Source organism: Halopseudomonas xinjiangensis (assembly GCF_900104945.1).
In the GTDB taxonomy this organism is placed as follows: Bacteria; Pseudomonadota; Gammaproteobacteria; order Pseudomonadales; family Pseudomonadaceae; genus Halopseudomonas; species Halopseudomonas xinjiangensis.
On the sequence record NZ_LT629736.1, the window covers coordinates 1,975,819 to 1,992,816 of the forward strand.

At 60.0% G+C, this 16,998-nt stretch carries 20 protein-coding genes and 1 tRNA gene; 11 read left to right on the forward strand and 10 right to left on the reverse strand.

Annotation, left to right across the window (positions count from 1 at the left end; genetic code table 11):
* A complete protein-coding gene (locus BLT85_RS09020) occupies positions 1 to 1,140 on the reverse strand; it encodes an efflux RND transporter periplasmic adaptor subunit (RefSeq protein ID WP_093397578.1) in 1,140 nt (379 codons plus the stop codon).
* 169 nt (positions 1,141 to 1,309) lie between these two features.
* On the opposite strand from BLT85_RS09020, the gene BLT85_RS09025 reads away from it, so the two are divergent.
* Entirely contained in the window at positions 1,310 to 1,948 is a 639-nt protein-coding gene (locus tag BLT85_RS09025; protein WP_093393516.1) for a TetR family transcriptional regulator, read from the forward strand.
* Positions 1,949 to 2,034: 86 nt separating this feature from the next.
* Here BLT85_RS09025 and BLT85_RS09030 read toward each other — a convergent pair.
* Positions 2,035 to 2,111: transfer RNA gene (locus BLT85_RS09030), tRNA-Pro, on the reverse strand.
* A gap of 117 nt (positions 2,112 to 2,228) precedes the next feature.
* Entirely contained in the window at positions 2,229 to 2,828 is a 600-nt protein-coding gene (gene mobA, locus BLT85_RS09035) for a molybdenum cofactor guanylyltransferase MobA (RefSeq protein WP_093393519.1), read from the reverse strand.
* A gap of 71 nt (positions 2,829 to 2,899) precedes the next feature.
* On the opposite strand from mobA, the gene moaB reads away from it, so the two are divergent.
* Positions 2,900 to 3,436: a molybdenum cofactor biosynthesis protein B gene (moaB, locus tag BLT85_RS09040; protein WP_093393522.1), complete on the forward strand. Its 537-nt coding sequence runs from the start codon at positions 2,900 to 2,902 to the stop codon at positions 3,434 to 3,436.
* The gene (locus tag BLT85_RS09045; protein ID WP_231701454.1) at positions 3,433 to 4,638 is read left to right on the forward strand and encodes a molybdopterin molybdotransferase MoeA; all 1,206 of its coding nucleotides are present in this window, start codon (positions 3,433 to 3,435) and stop codon (positions 4,636 to 4,638) included. Before moaB ends, BLT85_RS09045 begins: the two co-directional genes overlap by 4 nt.
* Before the next feature lie 82 nt (positions 4,639 to 4,720).
* Here BLT85_RS09045 and grxD read toward each other — a convergent pair whose 3' ends face one another.
* On the reverse strand, positions 4,721 to 5,044 hold the full coding sequence (gene grxD, locus BLT85_RS09050) for a Grx4 family monothiol glutaredoxin (protein WP_093393525.1): 324 nt from the start codon (positions 5,042 to 5,044) through the stop codon (positions 4,721 to 4,723).
* A 345-nt stretch (positions 5,045 to 5,389) separates the two neighbouring features.
* Between grxD and argF the strand changes: the two genes are divergently transcribed.
* Together argF and BLT85_RS09060 are read left to right on the forward strand one after the other, a co-directional pair.
* On the forward strand, positions 5,390 to 6,295 hold the full coding sequence (argF, locus tag BLT85_RS09055) for an ornithine carbamoyltransferase (RefSeq protein WP_093393528.1): 906 nt from the start codon (positions 5,390 to 5,392) through the stop codon (positions 6,293 to 6,295).
* Positions 6,296 to 6,306: 11 nt separating this feature from the next.
* The gene (locus BLT85_RS09060; RefSeq protein ID WP_093393531.1) at positions 6,307 to 7,425 is read left to right on the forward strand and encodes an ABC transporter ATP-binding protein; all 1,119 of its coding nucleotides are present in this window, start codon (positions 6,307 to 6,309) and stop codon (positions 7,423 to 7,425) included.
* A gap of 83 nt (positions 7,426 to 7,508) precedes the next feature.
* Here the strand turns inward: BLT85_RS09060 and BLT85_RS09065 are convergent, their stop codons facing one another.
* The gene (locus BLT85_RS09065; protein WP_093393534.1) at positions 7,509 to 8,759 is read right to left on the reverse strand and encodes a serine hydrolase domain-containing protein; all 1,251 of its coding nucleotides are present in this window, start codon (positions 8,757 to 8,759) and stop codon (positions 7,509 to 7,511) included.
* Between the two features lie 160 nt (positions 8,760 to 8,919).
* Between BLT85_RS09065 and msrB the strand changes: the two genes are divergently transcribed.
* From msrB to BLT85_RS09080, 3 genes are all read left to right on the forward strand, one after another.
* The gene (gene msrB, locus BLT85_RS09070; protein ID WP_093393540.1) at positions 8,920 to 9,441 is read left to right on the forward strand and encodes a peptide-methionine (R)-S-oxide reductase MsrB; all 522 of its coding nucleotides are present in this window, start codon (positions 8,920 to 8,922) and stop codon (positions 9,439 to 9,441) included.
* On the forward strand, positions 9,438 to 10,055 hold the full coding sequence (msrA, locus tag BLT85_RS09075; RefSeq protein ID WP_093393544.1) for a peptide-methionine (S)-S-oxide reductase MsrA: 618 nt from the start codon (positions 9,438 to 9,440) through the stop codon (positions 10,053 to 10,055). Before msrB ends, msrA begins: the two co-directional genes overlap by 4 nt.
* Positions 10,056 to 10,127: 72 nt before the next feature.
* Complete coding sequence (locus tag BLT85_RS09080; RefSeq protein ID WP_093393546.1) at positions 10,128 to 10,607, forward strand: FKBP-type peptidyl-prolyl cis-trans isomerase; 480 nt, start codon at positions 10,128 to 10,130, stop codon at positions 10,605 to 10,607.
* A gap of 56 nt (positions 10,608 to 10,663) precedes the next feature.
* On the opposite strand, the gene BLT85_RS09085 is transcribed toward BLT85_RS09080, so the two are convergent.
* Together BLT85_RS09085 and BLT85_RS09090 are read right to left on the reverse strand one after the other, a co-directional pair.
* The gene (locus tag BLT85_RS09085) at positions 10,664 to 11,416 is read right to left on the reverse strand and encodes an SDR family oxidoreductase (RefSeq protein WP_093393548.1); all 753 of its coding nucleotides are present in this window, start codon (positions 11,414 to 11,416) and stop codon (positions 10,664 to 10,666) included.
* A gap of 89 nt (positions 11,417 to 11,505) precedes the next feature.
* On the reverse strand, positions 11,506 to 12,942 hold the full coding sequence (locus tag BLT85_RS09090) for an MFS transporter (protein ID WP_093393549.1): 1,437 nt from the start codon (positions 12,940 to 12,942) through the stop codon (positions 11,506 to 11,508).
* 274 nt (positions 12,943 to 13,216) lie between these two features.
* On the opposite strand from BLT85_RS09090, the gene BLT85_RS09095 reads away from it, so the two are divergent.
* From BLT85_RS09095 to bfr, 3 genes are all read left to right on the forward strand, one after another.
* Positions 13,217 to 13,759 carry an anti-virulence regulator CigR family protein gene (locus BLT85_RS09095; protein WP_231701455.1) on the forward strand — a complete coding sequence of 181 codons (543 nt, stop codon included), beginning with the start codon at positions 13,217 to 13,219 and terminating at the stop codon, positions 13,757 to 13,759.
* Between the two features lie 74 nt (positions 13,760 to 13,833).
* Positions 13,834 to 14,040 (forward strand): bacterioferritin-associated ferredoxin, encoded by a 207-nt coding sequence (locus BLT85_RS09100; RefSeq protein ID WP_093393551.1) that lies wholly within the window; start codon positions 13,834 to 13,836, stop codon positions 14,038 to 14,040.
* Positions 14,041 to 14,172: 132 nt separating this feature from the next.
* Positions 14,173 to 14,640: a bacterioferritin gene (gene bfr / locus BLT85_RS09105; protein WP_093393555.1), complete on the forward strand. Its 468-nt coding sequence runs from the start codon at positions 14,173 to 14,175 to the stop codon at positions 14,638 to 14,640.
* Positions 14,641 to 14,739: 99 nt separating this feature from the next.
* On the opposite strand, the gene pyrF is transcribed toward bfr, so the two are convergent.
* The 3 genes from pyrF to BLT85_RS09120 are packed head-to-tail and all read right to left on the reverse strand — an operon-like array spanning position 14,740 to position 16,951.
* Entirely contained in the window at positions 14,740 to 15,435 is a 696-nt protein-coding gene (gene pyrF / locus BLT85_RS09110; protein ID WP_093393558.1) for an orotidine-5'-phosphate decarboxylase, read from the reverse strand.
* 13 nt (positions 15,436 to 15,448) lie between these two features.
* Positions 15,449 to 16,648, reverse strand: coding sequence for a lipopolysaccharide assembly protein LapB (gene lapB, locus BLT85_RS09115; RefSeq protein WP_093393561.1), 1,200 nt, complete (start codon positions 16,646 to 16,648; stop codon positions 15,449 to 15,451).
* Between the two features lie 3 nt (positions 16,649 to 16,651).
* Positions 16,652 to 16,951, reverse strand: a complete 300-nt coding sequence (locus BLT85_RS09120; RefSeq protein ID WP_093393565.1) for a lipopolysaccharide assembly protein LapA domain-containing protein — start codon at positions 16,949 to 16,951, stop codon at positions 16,652 to 16,654.
* Between the last annotated feature and the right edge of the window lie 47 nt (positions 16,952 to 16,998).

Below are 16,998 nucleotides of genomic sequence, written 5' to 3' on the forward strand. Positions count from 1 at the left end.
TCAACCTTCCTTCGCGGCAGTGGGCGCCGCGGCGGTTACGTTCTGTGCGGGTACCGCTTTCACCTGGGTGCCTGGCTGAACGAACTGCAGACCCTCGGTGACCAGCCGATCACCAGCCTGCAGGCCTTCGCTGACCAGCCAGCGACTACCCACGGTGCGGTCAACGGTCACCTGCCGCAGTTCGACCACATCGTCCTGATTCACCACCAGCGCCGTCGCGGTGCCACGAGGCGTGCGCGTAATCCCCTGCTGCGGCGCCAGAATGGCCTCGTCTCGCGTGCCGGCCACCAGCTGCGCACGGACGAACATGCCCGGCATCAGCACGCGGTCGGGATTGGGGAATACCGCGCGTAGCACCACTGACCCCGTACCGGCATCGACCGATACTTCAGAAAACTCAAGCTCCCCGGCATGACCGTAGGCACTCCCGTCTTCCAGCTCCAGCGTAACCCGAGCGGCGTTGTCGCCCGCGCGTTGCAGCCGTCCTTCATTGAGGTCACGACGCAGGGCGAGCAGGTCACGAGCCGGCTGTGTCACGTCAACGTAGATCGGGTCAATTTGCTGGATGGTTGCCATGGCGGTCGCCTGACCGATGCTGGCTAGCGATCCTTCGCTCGCGGCAGACCGGCCAATCCGGCCGGAAATCGGAGCAAGTACTCTGGTGTAGCGCAGGTCGATCTGTGCCCGCTCAAGACTTGCCTCGGCCTGCAGTTTCGCAGCCCGGGCTTCGTCATAGGCCTGGCGGCTGACTGCCTGTTCCTTGATCAACAGCTCATAGCGATCGGCCAGCGACTTGCTCGACAGCTGCTGTGCCTGGGCACTTTTCAGCGCTGATTGATAGACGGCGTCATCGACCTGATACAGCTGTTGCCCGGCGGCTACGTCGCTGCCTTCACGGAAAAGTCGCTTCTGGATGATGCCGTTCACCTGTGGGCGGACCTCGGCGACGCGGTACGCCGCGGTGCGGCCCGGGAGCTCGCTGGTCATGGTGAAAGGTTCGGCTTGCAGGGTCACCACGCCCACCACTGGCGGGCCTTGCTCTGCCGCCGGAGGACTCGCCTCACTCCGGCAGCCGCCCAGCCCCAGGGCAGCGGAAACGAAAAGCGGAACGAGCGCAGTCCGAGCGAAGATCGGCGACATAAACACCTCATGCATTTGAACGGTCCCGGCCATCAGCGGCCGACGATGCGCCAAATATACTTACGTTCATGCATGTTTGTAAATGACAAAGTGTCAGGGTATGATCCGGACTTCCCACCGGACGCTATGGCTCGTACGCTTGCGTCATAAAAACGTAAAGAGCACACCCATGGTTAGACGTACCAAAGAAGAGGCACTGGCGACTCGCAGCCAGATCATCGACGCAGCGGAGAAGTGCTTTCACAACAAGGGGCTGTCCCGCACTTCACTGGCTGATATAGCCAGCGCCGCCGGCGTCACCCGTGGCGCCATCTACTGGCACTTCCAGGACAAATCCGAACTGCTCGAGGCCTTGCTCGAGCGCGCCACAATGCCGTTGCAGCCACTGGAAGAAGCCAGTCTGAACAGGAACGAGGTGGACCCGCTGGCGCGCATGCGCGACCTGATCATCGAGATCTTTCGCGGCGTGGCCACCGACTCGGATATCCGCCGGATCAACGAGATTCTTTTGCACAAGTGCGAGTACACCGACGAGATGTGCGACCTGCGCAAACGCATGGTGTTGTTTCGTCGGAGCTGCGACGACAACATCGCCGCAGGGTTGACCAATGCCATCAGCAGGCAGCAGTTGCCGGCCGATCTCGATGTGCCGTTGGCGGCGCGCTGCGTACACAGCTTCATCGTGGGCACCATCGACCAGTGGCTGATGTGCCCGGGCCACGTGGACCTGGCGGCCCAGGCCGGTTCACTGGCCGACGCGGTGCTGGACATGGTCAGACTGAGCACTGCACTTCGGCGTAGCCAGTAGCACCAGAAATGCAGAATGCAGAAACGAAAAAGCCCGCATTTGGCGGGCTTTTTTTCGGCTTGCTGAAAGGACAGCACCCGGGAATGTGGTCGGAGCGACTGGAATCGAACCAGCGACCTTCTCGTCCCGAACGAGACGCGCTACCAGGCTGCGCTACGCTCCGTGGTGAGGCGGCATTTTACCGAAAAGACCGATCAGCACAAGGGTCTGCTTCAAAAATCTTCGGGTTTCCGCGGAGTTAAACGAGGCCGGTCCAGGGACCTTGCGCAACCCTGCGGCTTCACGACCCGGTATGCGTCTCGGCAGGCCAGTCGCCTGGTGTATTGGCGTTATGAAGTCGGGGGTCGTCCGGAGGAAGCTGGAGTACGCCGTGCGCCTCGCTCAACATCCAGCGCAAAGGACTACGCTGACCATTCGCCCAGGCTGCGGCCAGCGACGCTTGCGACGCGATGGGAATGACGCTGATCAAAGGTTGCCAGCTCTCCCCCGCCCTTATCAACCAGACCCGCTCGGGCTGGGAGCGCGCCCGGGCCACCAGTTCTTTCAGCAGCTCGACTGGTAGTTGTGGGACGTCACAGGGAATCACCAGCAGATGACTCGTCTGGCAGGTCGCCAATGCACTGACGATGCCTGCGAGGGGACCGGGGAACCCGGGATCGGCATCGTTCACCAGGGCGTCCCCCCACTGTCTATACTGATGTTCGTTACGATTGCAGCTGATCACTACCGGATAAGCCACATGCCGCAAGCGCAGAACAAGTTGTTCCGCTACGGGCCGGCCCTGCCAGTTCATGAGTCCCTTGTCGCGCCCGCCGAGCCGACTGCCCTGGCCGCCAGCAAGCAGCACGGCACTGAGCGTGAAGCTGTCTATCTCGGTCATTGCGTCCTCCGGTTCGCGCTGGCCATTGTGTTATAACACTGCCTGCTTTCTGCAGCCAAAGGATCCACTCGATGGCCCACAATACCGGCGACTTTTCGCCTCTCAACATCGCCGTTCTTACGGTCAGCGATACGCGCACTCGAGACACCGATACCTCCGGTCAACTGCTGGTCGACAGCATCAGCGAGGCCGAGCATCGAGTCGTGGACAGGCAACTGGAACCTGACGACATCTATCGAATCCGCGCCGTGGTATCGGCCTGGATCGCCGATTCCGACGTACAGGTGATACTGATCACCGGCGGCACTGGCTTCACCGGTCGCGATAGCACGCCCGAAGCGATAGCCCCGCTACTGGACAAGACCGTCGATGGTTTCGGCGAGTTGTTCCGCCATGTCTCCTGGGAGGAGATCGGCACGTCCACGTTGCAGTCGCGAGCGCTCGCAGGCCTGGCCAACCGCACGCTGGTGGTCTGCATGCCAGGCTCGACCGGTGCCTGCCGCACCGCCTGGAATCGCATCCTCAAGGAGCAGCTCGATAGCCGCACCCGCCCATGCAACTTCGTGCAGCACATCGCCCCGGCACCTGCCTGCGAGACCCGCTCATGAGCCTGATGCCGGTATCCGAAGCATTGCGCAAGCTGCTGCATAGCGCCGCTGGCGAACCGCCACGCCCTTGCGAGACTGTCGAGTTGGCCGCTGCACTGGGACGCGTACTCGCCGACCCGGTTATTGCCAGTGCCGATGTGCCGCCCTGGGACAACAGCGCCATGGACGGTTACGCACTGCACACGCGCGACCTCCCGCGAGCCATCGACAGCGGGCTGCCTATCAGCCAACGGATCACTGCCGGCATGGCGCCAGAGCCGCTGCAACCAGGCACATGCGCACGCATCTTCACCGGTGCCCCGCTTCCGGCCGGCGCCGACTGTGTCGAGATGCAAGAGAATATCCGCGAAGAAGACGGCACAGCGAGGTTCGCCCAGGCCCTGCGCCCGGGCCAGAACGTTCGACCGCGCGGGCAGGATCTGACCGCGGGCTCGGTAGTACTCGGCGCTGGACACGTCCTGCGACCTCAGGATCTCGGCCTAATCGCATCGGTCGGCATGGCCCGGGTGAAGGTTTGTCGCCCCTTGCGGGTGGCTGTGCTGTCGACCGGTAACGAACTGGTCGAGCCGGACCAACCTCTGGGTCCGGGACAAATATATAACAGCAACCGTTTTACCATCCGCGCGGCTCTGCAGCGGCTCGGCCAGGATGTCATCGATGCGGGGATTCTTCCGGACGACGCGCAGCAAACCCGTGAGTGCCTGGAGCAGCTGGCTAGCGATGTCGACGTGATCATTACGTCCGGCGGTGTGTCGGTCGGCGAAGCGGACTACCTCGGCCAGGTGTTGCGGGACGAGGGACAGGTCGATTTGTGGAAGCTGGCGATCAAGCCGGGCAAGCCCTTTACCCTGGGGCAGATCGCTGACAAACCGGTGCTCGGCCTGCCGGGTAATCCGGCCGCCTCACTGGTGACCTTCGTACTACTGGTCAAGCCGTATCTGTTAAGCAGAATGGGGGTCAAACGCACCACGCCGCTGGCGTTGCCGATCGCTGCGGATTTCACTTGGGACAAACCGGGCGGACGCGATGAATATGCCCGCGTACGAGTTGGCGAAGGGCGTTTGCAGCTGTGCGGTAGCCAGAGCTCCGGCATGCTGAGCACTGCCAGCCAGGCCGACGGCTTGGCGCTGATCCCGGCTGGCTCGATTGTCGAGGCCGGTCAACTGCTCGACTTCTATCCGTTCGAAGGGCTGTTCGACTGACCAGTTCGAACGGACAGGAGCCATCAGGCAGGCAATAAAAAACCGCGCCGGATCACTCTGGCGCGGTTTTATTCAAGCCGGATTACTGTTCGGTGGCAGTCGCCGACTTGATCATGGTCTGCAGCTCACCCGACTCGTGGAGTTCGAGGATGATGTCGCTGCCGCCTACCAGTTCGCCGTTGATCCACAGCTGCGGAAAGGTCGGCCAGTTCGCGTACTTGGGCAGATTGGTGCGGATGTCCGGGTTTTGCAGAATGTCCACATAGGCGAACTTTTCGCCGCTTGCCATCAACGCCTGAACAGCACGCGCAGAAAAACCGCACTGCGGAGCATTCGGGGCGCCTTTCATGTAGATCAGCACCGGGTTGTTGGCGATCTGTTCTTTGATGGTATCGATGATATCCATGACACTCCTCGTAAAGACGCGGTCCGGCAGGCCCGGAACGGAGCCTGCAAAAAGCCGATAGTGTACAACAAAGGTCGGGGCTATGCTGCCACCCGCTCTACTGTGACCCCATGGCGCTGCTGCTTTTGCGTCGCTGGAGCGGAAAACCGATGGTCGGTCGCCACCCCTCGCCTGAGGCCCGCTCGGACTAGCTTCCGACAATACTTGGCAAGCATTTGCCTTTTGCCGGATTTTACCGATAAGATCGGGCCTTCTCTTTTTTCGGACAAGCCTCACCGGGCCGTCAGGCCACGGTACGGCTCACTGTTTCCGGTCGTCAGCCGACCGAAGTAACCAGGTAGCATCATGACTGTACGGCATTTCCTTTCGTTGATGGACTGCTCCCCTACGGAGCTGACCAGCCTGCTCAAGCGGGGCATCGAGCTCAAATCTCTGCATCGCCAGGGCGTCGTTTACGAGCCGCTGAAAAACCGCGTGCTCGGGATGATCTTCGAAAAGGCCTCGACCCGTACCCGCGTTTCCTTCGAAGCCGGCATGATTCAGCTTGGCGGGCAGGCGATCTTCCTGTCGCCGCGCGATACCCAACTTGGTCGTGGCGAACCGGTCGATGATTGCGCACGGGTGCTCTCGAGCATGTGCGATGCGATGATGATCCGCACCTTCGCCCATGAGACCTTGGAAACCTTCGCCAGCTACTCCCAGGTCCCGGTAATCAATGGCCTGAGCGATGACCTGCATCCCTGCCAGCTGCTGGCCGACATGCAGACGTTCCTCGAACAGCGTGGTTCGATCCAGGGCAAGACAGTGGCATGGGTCGGTGATGGCAACAACATGTGCAATACCTTCGTCCAGGCTGCGGTCCAGTTCGACTTCCAGCTGCGTGTAGCCTGCCCCGAGGGTTACGAGCCGGACCATAAGTTTCTCGATCAGGCCGGCGATCGCGTGACTATCACACGGGACCCGCGCGAAGCGGTGGCTGGTGCGCATCTGGTCAATACCGACGTGTGGGCATCGATGGGCCAGGAAGACGAAGCCGAAGCACGCCTCAAGCGCTTCAAGCCCTACCAGGTCACACCTGAACTGCTCGACGCCGCAGACGAATCGGTACTGTTCATGCACTGCCTGCCTGCACACCGGGGCGAGGAAGTCGACGCTGACGTGATGAACGATCCCCGCTGCGTTGTCTGGGACCAGGCGGAAAACCGGCTGCATGCGCAGAAGGCTCTGGTGGAATTCCTCCTCGTCGATTAACGGAAGCGTGCATGGCCGATAACGGCATCATCCTCGAGCTCAATCGCCTGGGGTGCGGGTACGACGGGCACAAGGTCGTTTCCGATCTGAACATTCACTTGCGCGCCGGCGACATCGGCTGCCTGCTCGGTCCCTCGGGCTGCGGCAAGACCACGACATTGCGTGCAATCGCCGGCTTCGAGCCGATCAGCGACGGCGAGATCCGTCTGGATGGCGAGGTCATTTCGTCCCCCGCCCGTCGGCTCCCCCCGGAGCAGCGCCGCATCGGCATGGTGTTCCAGGATTACGCGCTGTTCCCGCACCTTTCGGTTCAGGACAATATCGCATTCGGAATCCATCGCGATCCAGCTCGCAAGCGGGTGGTGCAGGAACTCCTCGAGATGGTCAAACTCTCGCACTTCGGCAAGCGTTATCCGCACGAACTGTCAGGCGGTCAGCAGCAGCGCGTCGCGCTCGCCCGCGCTCTGGCACCCGACCCCAAACTGCTGCTGCTCGACGAACCCTTTTCCAACCTCGATGGTGAGCTACGCAGACGGCTGTCCAGCGAAGTACGGGACATACTCAAGCAACGCGGCACCAGCGCCCTGCTCGTCACCCATGACCAGAACGAGGCGTTTTCCGTTTCCGATCACGTTGGCGTGCTCAAGGACGGTCGCCTGCAGCAATGGGATACACCATACAATCTTTACCATGAACCGATCACACCATTCGTGGCCAGTTTCATCGGACAGGGCTATTTCATTCGCGGGCAGCTGCTGACACCGGATACCGTTCAGACCGAACTGGGCATCATCCGTGGCAACCGCGCCTACCAACTGCCTGCTGGCAGCGCAGTTGACGTCCTGTTGCGGCCAGACGATATCGTCGGTGATGAGGACAGCACCCTGCGCGGGACTGTGGTCGCCAAGACGTTCCTTGGCGCCGCCACGCTATACCGGCTTCAGTTGCCCACCGGAAGCGTGCTGGAGGCGATCTTTCCGAGTCACGCTGACCACGCGTTGGGCGACGCAGTCGGCATTCGCGTGGCGGCAGACCATTTGGTGATCTTCGCCGCCCAGGGCAGCGTCAACGTGCATGCTCAGCTACCGCTGGAGCAGGTTCTCGATCCCGGCTCGACCGACTCCATCTGATTGATGGGTCGGTCGAGCCGCGTAGGTCGGGCCGCCCAGGTCGGCTCGCACAGGCCGGGCCGCACGGCTCGGGGCTGGCGGTCTTATTCGGCAGGCGCGAAAAGAATCCGGCTTACCGTGTTATGCACCACCCTTGAGTGCTGATAATCGGTGTTCTGCATCATGCCCAGGGTGATGATCCGATTCTCCGGGTCGATCCACATCCAGGTTCCCTGAATACCCCACCACCAGTACGTGCCCTCCGGCAGGTAACCGGCCTTCTCGCTGTCGGTAACAACCGCGACGTTCAGACCGAAGCGGTTGCCCGGCGCCCAGTTCGGGCCGTCGACGCCCTCTGGGAGTTGATCGCTTCGCATCATCCGCACCGTTTCAGGTTTCAGCAGACGAACGCCATCGACTTCGCCTTCACCTAGCAGCATCCGCGCGAAACGCAGATAGTCGGTCATGCTCGAAACCAGTCCGCCGCCACCGTTGAGAAATTGCGGCTTGGTCAGGAAAGGCTCGTTCGGCATCGGCTGCAACCCGTTCTCGCTGGGCCGATAGCTCGTTGCGAGACGATCGACCTTGTCTTCTGGGACGTAGAAGTCAGTGTCGTTCATGGCCAGGGGCTGAAAAATGCGTTCCTTGAGGAACACATCGAATGGCTTGCCGGACAGAATCTCGACCAGGCGAGCCTGGATATCCACCGATACGCTGTAGTGCCATTGCGTACCGGGTTGCTGACGCAGCGGGATATCTTTGAGTTTCTGAATCATGTCCGCCAATGTCGAGTTCGGATCGAGCACCTCGGCTTCAACGTAAAGACTGTCAACCTGGGACTGGGAAAACCGACCGTAGGTGAAGCCACCGGTATGGGTCATCAACTCGCGGATGGTTACCGGGTGGTCGGCGGCTTCGGTCACGGGCCGCCCGTCAGGACCGTCGTCCTTGGCTACCTGCATGCCCTTGAATTCGGGAATGTATTGTTCGACCGGATCGTCCAGCTGGAACTTGCCCTCCTCGTACAACATGAGCAAAGCGGTACCGGTAATCGGCTTGGTCAGCGAGAAGATCTTGTACAGCGTGTCTTCGGTCAGTGATGCCTCGTCAGCCAGGTTTTTGTAACCGGTAAGCTGGCGGTGTACCACTTCGTCGTCATGGAAGATCAGTGTGTCGACGCCGGCCAGCTTGCCATCGGCAACCTGTTTCTGCATGGCCTGGTCCAGTTGCGCGAAGCGCTTCGCGTCGATGTGGGTGGCGGTCTCCGCCATGGCAATATGACTGACGAGCGCACCGGCGATCAGCAGGCAGCCCAGATGCAGCCGGTGAACGGCCGGGAATCGTGAACGGAGCATGTTTGTTCTCTGTTATTGTTGGGAGTCGCTACGATACTGGCTGATACGCCTTCGCGCCAGTCAACGGGAGGCCTGGCAGAAAAGGCTTGAAATGATCCGCTTGTAGTAATTCCACACCACAAGCCTATTCTGGACATCTCACGCTTTGGGGACCCCCCGGATGAATCGTCGAATATTTCTCACTGGGCTACTGGCAATACCTGCAGCGCCCATGATCAGCCGCATCAGCCTGGCTCAGCATCAGCCCGAGGAGACGTCAGTGAACGTGCGACCGCTGGATGTCCCGCATAGCTATTGGCGCGACAAAGTCAGTAGCGAGGCTTACGAAGTGCTCTTCGAAGAAGGCACCGAGCGCGCCGGCAGCAGCCCCCTGGATAAAATCTACCAGGACGGCACCTACGTCTGCGCCGCCTGTCACCTGCCGCTGTTCACCAGCGAGGCGAAGTTCGATAGCGGCACCGGCTGGCCCAGCTTTACCCAGCCCATCGAAGGTGCCATGGAACAGAAACAGGACTACCGGATGATCTGGCCGCGCACCGAATACCACTGCGCGCGTTGCGGCGGACACCAGGGACACGTATTCAACGACGGACCGCCACCGCGCGGCGAGCGCTGGTGCAACAACGGGGTAGCCCTGCGCTTCGTCCCCACAACTGACGCCCTGCCGGAGCTACGCGGATGACTCTGTTTCGCTGGACGGCCAGCGCAGCACTCGCCGCCATCGCTACGTTCGCCTCCGCCAATGATCCCCTGGGCAAAGGACCGGAAGGAACCGAAATGGCGGTGTTCGCTGGCGGTTGCTTCTGGTGTACCGAGGCAGACTTTGACAAGGTACCCGGCGTGGTCGATACCGTATCCGGCTACATCGGTGGCGAAGCCACGACGGCTACCTATGAGCAGGTTTCAGCGGGCGGTACCGAACACATCGAAGCGGTGGCCGTCTTCTATGACCCGGATGAGACCAGTTACGACACACTGGTAGAAGCCTTCTGGCCGACCATCGACCCACTGACGCCTAACGCACAGTTCTGTGATCGCGGTCGTCAATATCGAAGTGCATTGTTCTACGCGAACGAGGCGCAGCAGCGAACGCTTCAGGCTTCCGTGAGCGCACTCGGATCCTCTGGGCAATTCGATCAGCCGATCGTGACCGAATTGTTGCCGCGGACAGCGTTCTTTCCTGCCGAGGACTACCATCAGGACTACTACCAAAAGAATCCGATACGCTACAACTTCTATCGAAGCCGTTGCGGCAGGGACGCGCGTCTGGCTGAGCTGTGGGGCGAAGACCGCTAGCGAGCCATGGAAATCTGCGCAGCAAGGCTGGATAATGCCCGCCTCGATTTGTTGCCTCAGCGGACCATCACAATGAAGATTGCCAGCAATACCGTCGTTCAGTTTCACTATGCCGTTTCAGACGCCAACGGCGAGATCGAAAATTCCCGCCAGTACGAGCCCGTTCTGTATCTTCACGGCCAACCGGGATTACTCGACGGCCTGGTCTCCGCCATGGAAGGTCACGAAGCCGGCGATGTATTCAGCGTCAGCCTCAGCGCCGATGAGGCGTACGGCCCGAAGCAGGAAAATGCCATTCAGAAAGTCCAGGTCAAGCATCTGCAAGGTGCGAAGAAATGGAAGCCGGGAATGATCGCCGTGATCCAGACCGAGGAAGGCCCACGCCAGGTGACCGTGATCAAGGTCGGTCTGTCACAGGCAGAAGTGGACGCCAACCATCCTCTGGCTGGCCGCGACCTGACCTTCGACGTCGAGATTCTCGACGTACGCGAAGCCACCGAAGAAGAACTCGCCCATGGTCACGCCCACGGCGCCGGTGGCCACCACCACTAACGGTCAAGCTCCCGAGCCGCCGAACCCACCGCGAGGAATGGGGCCGGCGTAGCGGGTCAGAACGGCTGTACGGTTGGTCGCACCACGATTTCGTTTACATCCACTTCCGCAGGCTGGGCAATGACGTAGGCCATGGCACGAGCGATGGTTTCGGCGGGCAGTGCCGTCTTGTACGCCTCTTCCAGCCGCTTGAGCGTTGCCTCGTCGGATGTTCCGGCGGGCAGTTCGGTATCGATAGCGCCGGGAGATATCAGCGTACAGCGGATCGCTCCGGATTCCTGGCGCAGTCCTTCGGTAATCGCCTTCACCGCGAACTTGGTGCCGCTGTACACCGCTCCGCCGGGAGCCACTTTATGCGAAGCAACCGAGCCGACGTTTATTACATGGCCGCTCTGCTGTTTCTGGAAAACAGGCAGAACCGCGGCGATGCCGTTAAGAACGCCCTTGATGTTGATATCGATCATGCGCTCCCACTCATCGGTGCGCCCTTTCAATATCGAACCGACGGCCATCAGGCCGGCATTGTTGATAATCACGTCCACCCGTCCATAACGCTCGACTGCATGAGCCACCAGCGCTTCGACATCGCTCAGCCGCGTCACGTCGGTGGCGAGCATGCTCGCCGCCCCGCCATTTGCCTCGCTTCCTGCTGCGGTCAGCTCGGCGACGATTGCCTCGAGCCGCTCTACCCGCCGCGCACCGAGCACCACCTTCGCACCCAGAGCCGCCAGATGACGCGCAGTCGCTTCGCCAATGCCGCTACTGGCTCCGGTGATTACCACTACCTTGCCTGCAATGTTATCGCCCATACGCCTTTCCCCTTGTCATCCGCGCCAGAAAGCTGCCTCGATGCGGCTACGACCACGAGCGGGACTGGTAGTTACCAGCCCCGAGGGGGTCAAGCGTGCTCGCCAGCTAATTCCAGACGAGCGTTGCGTCGCAAGACCCATTGATGGATTCGTTCCTGGCGCTCCGAGGTGAGTGGATACTTCCAGGCGATGGCAAAGGCGGTCATGTACAACGCAACAGGTCCCAGAATGTACAGCACGCGCAACGCCAGGAGTTGCTGATCCGTGTGTACTGCTGCCTTCGCATCGAAGCCCACCATGGAAAGCAAGCCCAGCGAGAGCCCGAGTCCAATCGCCATTGCGAGCTTCTGGGCCATACCTGACATGGCGAAGAACAGGCCTGTCCTGTGTTCCTTGCTGCGAGCCGTATCGAGATCGACGATGTCGGCGAGCATGGACAGCGGCAGGAACTGGAATGCGGCGAAGCAGAAGCCCTTGATCGCGAACATGATCGCAAAGGGCACGAGCTGGCCGGCCTGCAGGAAGAACATGCCAAGAATGCTCGCGCTGGACACGCCGACCGCCACGCAGAAAGCCTTATGCTTGCCGATCTTGCGCCCGAGGATCAGCCAGAACGGTATGCCGAGAATGCCCACGCCGAAATACACCAAATACATCATGCCGATATGCGCCTGGATCTGCAGAACGTGTTGCATGAAGAAGACCGACAGCGCATTGCGGAAGGATTCCCCGGTGACGATGATCAGCAGCATGAGCATCATGCGCTTGAACGGACCGTTGTTCTTCAGCACGCGCAGGCCCTTCTTCCACTCGGTGCGCTGAACCGACTTCGGCGGCGCTTCCTTGACCATGGTTACGACCATGAACACGGTCAAGGGCAGCAGAATCAACAGCAGCCAGGCCATGGCGGCGAGAATCGGACCGTAGCCGATCCCCAGTTCACCGTCACGTCCAAGTAGCCAGACAGCGAAATTCATGACTGCGCCGTCGGTATCGCCGGCCTGATAACGCTTGCCAAGCGCCTGCACCAGAGCGGGAGCCAGCGCGGCCAGAAACAGCCCGACCAACACGAAACCCTCACGCGATGCGGTAACACGGCTACGTTGGTGGTACTCCGGTGACAACTCGGCGCCCCAGGCTCCATAGGGCAACGTCACCATCGTCCAGCCCAGATACATGATCATGGTCCACAGCAACAAGTGCCCGACGCCTACCCCGGCCGGCGGCATGAAAATCATCACCGTGCCCGCCAGCATCAAAGGCACGCCCATCAACAACCAGGGCTTGCGGCGGCCGATTCGAGTCTGCCAGCGATCACTGAGCGTACCGATCAGCGGATCGGTAATGACATCCGAGAACCGGGCGATGACCAGCACCATCGCCATCAACGCCATATTCAAGCCGACTTCCTGGGCGTAGAACGGCGGCAGATAGACGACCAGCGGGTAACCGATGATAGCCAGAGGCATGCCCACTGAACCGTGAACAAGAATGGTGGAGCGCTTAAGAACGCCGGACTGACTCATGCTTCTCTCCCGCTGAGAACCGTGCAAGCTCCCGTAGGGCCTGCCTTGTTGTATTTATCACGTCTCTTTTCAAGCTGGCACCGCACTGATGTCGGCGAGGTGCCAGTCGATTCTATTCCAGGGGCAAGGCTTTACAAGCGCCGTATCGAGCCATTCACACACCGTGTTACAGACGTGCGTCGCATCTCCTCGACGACGAATGCGTAAGCCAGAAGCCACGCGGCCTCCAGCAATTATCAAAGCAACGCATGTACACCATTCAGGACCATGATTCATGCTGGTGGCTTCTGTGCAGCCGATCACAATCAAAACCTTCAGCCTGGATGTGGGTTCGCTGAGCTTCGGTTATCATCGCGCCAACCGCGCCTGTCGCGCTGCGGCCGCCCGAAGGAGAACGACCATGAACCGGCATCGCTATGCAACCTTGTCCCTGATCCTGCTCACCGCGTTTGCAGGGGCCACCGTCCATGCTCAACCTCCCCGTGACAAGCCGGGCAAAGAACACGGGCACGGCGCCGCAGAGCATCGTGATGCGGATCACGACCGATCGCCATCAATCAGCGAGGCTGTTATCCGCGATGTGCTCCGCGATTACGGCGTGCACGATGCTTCGACTGACAAGTTGCCCCCTGGCATCCAGAAAAAGCTCCAGCGGGGCAAGCCATTGCCTCCGGGCATCGCTAAAAAGCTGGACCCACAGCTAGCCGACAGATTGCCGGACTATCCGGGCTACGAATGGCGCCAGGCAGGCCGCGATCTGATCCTGGTGGCGGTCACGACCGGTATCATCGAAGCGATTCTGGGCGAAGTTTTTTAAGCTGAAACGCTTTGACAACCATTCTCATTCCTACTACGATGCAGCCATAACGACGTTTTCCTGCGGGAGGCTGCATGTATATCTGTCTTTGCAAAGGCGTGACCGACCATCAGATTCGCGAAGCTATCGCCGAAGGCGCCTGCAGCATGCGCGACCTCCGCGCTGCCCTCGACGTCGCCAACCAGTGCGGCAAATGTGGGCGCGAGTGCAAGTCACTACTCAACGAGGGTCTGATGAATAATCAGGCAACTGGCATGGCCCAGCAATGGGTGGCTGCGTAAGCCACCCATTTCTTACTGATAATCGTTATTACTCCTTTCTCATCAGACACTTACCTGCCCGACCGTATTTGACAGTCGCCCACCTCGGGACCAAACTGACCGATTGAAAAGCGGACCTTGAGGATTGCAGTCATGAAAGGCGACAGAACGGTCATCCAGCACCTGAATACCATCCTCGGCAATGAGCTGGTTGCCATCAATCAATACTTTCTCCACGCACGCATGCTGCAGGACTGGGGTCTCGACAAGCTAGGCGACCACGAGTACCACGAGTCGATCGACGAGATGAAGCATGCGGATCTGCTTACCAAGCGCATCCTCTTTCTCGAAGGTCTGCCCAACCTTCAGGATCTGGGCAAGCTGCTCATTGGTGAAAACACGCGAGAAATCCTCGAATGTGACCTTAAGCTCGAGATGAAGGGTATTCCCGACCTGAAGGTGGCGATCGCTTACTGTGAAAGCGTCGGTGACTATGGCAGTCGCGAATTGCTGGAGAAGATCCTCGAGTCCGAAGAAGAGCACGTCGACTGGCTGGAAACACAGCTAAGCCTGATCGACAAGATCGGTCTGGAAAACTACCAGCAATCCCAGATGAGCTGATCCGTCCAGCGCGCCTTCCCGCTTTGCGCGGGAAGGCTTTTCTCTCTCAATTGAAACCCGTGATTCGCGTCAGCGGTGTCGCTTGCAGAACTGCGCGCCTCAGCACGTTGCCAGGATAGCTTCGAGCGCGTTGGCCGGATTGTCGGAGCGGGTAATCGGACGACCAATAACGAGGTAGGAGCTACCGTTCTCGATAGCCTGGGCGGGCGTCACGATGCGCTTCTGGTCGTCTGTGTTGGATTCCGCCGGTCGGATGCCCGGGGTCACCAGCAAAAAATCATCCCCCAACGCCCCACGCAACGCGCGCGCCTCGCGTGCCGAGCAGACCACGCCGTCCAGACCACTTTCCTGAGCGAGGCGTGCCAGCCGTTGTACCTGGACCATCGGCTCGATATCCAATCCGATCTCCTGCAAGTCGCTCTGCTCCAGGCTGGTCAATATCGTCACAGCAGTGAGCAGCGGTCGATTGCCCGGATAACGCTCGAGCATCTCCCGGCAGGCACCCATCATGCTGCGACCGCCACTGGCATGCACGTTGACCATCCAAACCCCTAGTTCAGCGGCGGCTTTCACCGCATTGGCAGTGGTGTTCGGTATGTCATGAAACTTGAGATCCAGGAAGACCTCGAAGCCCTTGTACTGCAGGCTCTCGACCACGGATGGGCCGCAGGCAGTGAACAGTTCCTTGCCGACCTTCACCCGACAGCGTTGCGGATTCAAACGGTCAGCTAGTGCGAGAGCCGACTCGGCATCGGGGTAATCCAGCGCGACGATAACGGGACTTTCAAACGGCATACTTCTTTCCTGTCTAAATGTGCTCCGGCTTGCCTGCCGGAACCGGGCCCGGCTTCAACGGCCGGATCGTGGACCACCCATGGCAGGTCGGGCATTGCCAGTGCAAACGCCGGCCGGAAAAGCCGCACGCCTGGCAACGAAAGTAATGCTTGTCCTGCAATAAACCTTCGACAACCTGACGCAGGATAAGCAGATTGTCTTTCCCTCGCGATCCAACCAGCCCGCTGTGTAGATCGATCAGGTAAAGCAGGCCGCGCAGGGAGGGCTGCTGCTGGAGACTCGCTACCACGTAGCGGCTCGCGTCGCTGACGCCATTCTCCCGTTGGTACTGGTCCGCTCGTGCCAGGACGGTTTCTACCTGAGCTGGTTGAGTGTTACGAATAACGTCATCCAGGTACGCATTCAGATCAAGCTCACCATTATCAGCGCAGCGTCTGGCAAGCGGCAAGACCTGCGGAACGAGATCACCGTCATGCTGCGCCAGCTGGCGCAGCCATCGAGCGACTTCGGCAGCATTGCCCTGCCCTTGCTCCAACTCAGCGAGCATGATCATGGCCCTGGGGCTCGACCGGTGCGCCGACAGCGCTTCCTGGAGATGACGTCGAGCCTGCTGAGTCTCGGCCCGCCGCAGCGCGCTCTCAGCCAACTCGCAATGATAATGAGCCAGCGTGACCGAAAATCCCGGTCGCTCTTTGACCAGGCGACGTCCCACCTCGACCGCGTTCGCCCAGTCGCGCTCTCGCTCATAGATTCTCACCAGATCAGCCAGTGCTTCGGCGCGCAAAGGCGACTTGGCATCAATCAATTCTTCCAAGAGGCGCTGCGCCCGGTTGTGCAAACCCACCGCAAGATAATCGCGCGCTAACTCGAACTGAACCCGGTCCCCTTGCTCCCGGGTAAGATTGGGCCTTGCGAGAAGGTTTTGATGGACCTTGATAGCGCGCTCGACATCGCCTCGCTGGCAAAACAACTTGCCGATCGCAATGTGCGTTTCCACGGTCTCGGGATTGACTTCAAGCGCACGGATGAACGTCTCGATCGCCTCGTCCGGCTGCTCATTAAGCAGATGGTTGAGTCCGATAAAATACTGACGATCCAGTGCGCTCCCGTGAGGTTGAAGCATAAAGCCAACCTTGATCGCTTCACGACGCCCCAGGAACCAGCCGATCGCCAGCGCAGCCAAGAACAGGCCGAAGAACAGCAGTTCCTGCATGGATCAGCCTTGTATTGCCTGAGTCCGCAGCTTGTCGATTTCTTTACGGTAGCGGTTCAGCTCGTTGTTCTGCGCCATCAATCGAAGCCGCAAACGCGTAGTGACCAGCCAGCCGACGAAAATACCCAGCAAACTACCGAGGATGAAGGCAACGATGATGAACAGCGAAAGAGGGAGAGCCGGAGATTGGGCTTCGAGGAATTGCAGAGTGACGTCGTTCTGGTTCTCAAGCATGAAATCCAGAGTCGCCAAAGCCACGATCAGAAGAACGATGATCAGCGCAGCGCGCTTGAACCAATGCATGCACACACTCCAATCCGTCAATTGATCTGGAGTATAGCGCAGCCGTA

What these genes read in the sequence shown, in the direction of transcription:
- mobA (WP_093393519.1), bottom strand. Translation starts at nt 2,828, where the DNA reads ATGACCGAGATAGACAGCTTCACGCTCAGTGCCGTGCTGCTTGCTGGC.
- msrA (WP_093393544.1), top strand. Translation starts at nt 9,438, where the DNA reads ATGACTCTGTTTCGCTGGACGGCCAGCGCAGCACTCGCCGCCATCGCT.
- msrB (WP_093393540.1), top strand. Translation starts at nt 8,920, where the DNA reads ATGAATCGTCGAATATTTCTCACTGGGCTACTGGCAATACCTGCAGCG.
- lapB (WP_093393561.1), bottom strand. Translation starts at nt 16,648, where the DNA reads ATGCAGGAACTGCTGTTCTTCGGCCTGTTCTTGGCTGCGCTGGCGATC.
- BLT85_RS09120 (WP_093393565.1), bottom strand. Translation starts at nt 16,951, where the DNA reads ATGCATTGGTTCAAGCGCGCTGCGCTGATCATCGTTCTTCTGATCGTG.
- BLT85_RS09060 (WP_093393531.1), top strand. Translation starts at nt 6,307, where the DNA reads ATGGCCGATAACGGCATCATCCTCGAGCTCAATCGCCTGGGGTGCGGG.
- BLT85_RS09085 (WP_093393548.1), bottom strand. Translation starts at nt 11,416, where the DNA reads ATGGGCGATAACATTGCAGGCAAGGTAGTGGTAATCACCGGAGCCAGT.
- BLT85_RS09045 (WP_231701454.1), top strand. Translation starts at nt 3,433, where the DNA reads ATGAGCCTGATGCCGGTATCCGAAGCATTGCGCAAGCTGCTGCATAGC.
- BLT85_RS09100 (WP_093393551.1), top strand. Translation starts at nt 13,834, where the DNA reads ATGTATATCTGTCTTTGCAAAGGCGTGACCGACCATCAGATTCGCGAA.
- BLT85_RS09090 (WP_093393549.1), bottom strand. Translation starts at nt 12,942, where the DNA reads ATGAGTCAGTCCGGCGTTCTTAAGCGCTCCACCATTCTTGTTCACGGT.
- BLT85_RS09080 (WP_093393546.1), top strand. Translation starts at nt 10,128, where the DNA reads ATGAAGATTGCCAGCAATACCGTCGTTCAGTTTCACTATGCCGTTTCA.
- grxD (WP_093393525.1), bottom strand. Translation starts at nt 5,044, where the DNA reads ATGGATATCATCGATACCATCAAAGAACAGATCGCCAACAACCCGGTG.
- pyrF (WP_093393558.1), bottom strand. Translation starts at nt 15,435, where the DNA reads ATGCCGTTTGAAAGTCCCGTTATCGTCGCGCTGGATTACCCCGATGCC.
- BLT85_RS09065 (WP_093393534.1), bottom strand. Translation starts at nt 8,759, where the DNA reads ATGCTCCGTTCACGATTCCCGGCCGTTCACCGGCTGCATCTGGGCTGC.
- moaB (WP_093393522.1), top strand. Translation starts at nt 2,900, where the DNA reads ATGGCCCACAATACCGGCGACTTTTCGCCTCTCAACATCGCCGTTCTT.
- bfr (WP_093393555.1), top strand. Translation starts at nt 14,173, where the DNA reads ATGAAAGGCGACAGAACGGTCATCCAGCACCTGAATACCATCCTCGGC.
- BLT85_RS09020 (WP_093397578.1), bottom strand. Translation starts at nt 1,140, where the DNA reads ATGTCGCCGATCTTCGCTCGGACTGCGCTCGTTCCGCTTTTCGTTTCC.
- argF (WP_093393528.1), top strand. Translation starts at nt 5,390, where the DNA reads ATGACTGTACGGCATTTCCTTTCGTTGATGGACTGCTCCCCTACGGAG.
- BLT85_RS09095 (WP_231701455.1), top strand. Translation starts at nt 13,217, where the DNA reads ATGCTGGTGGCTTCTGTGCAGCCGATCACAATCAAAACCTTCAGCCTG.
- BLT85_RS09025 (WP_093393516.1), top strand. Translation starts at nt 1,310, where the DNA reads ATGGTTAGACGTACCAAAGAAGAGGCACTGGCGACTCGCAGCCAGATC.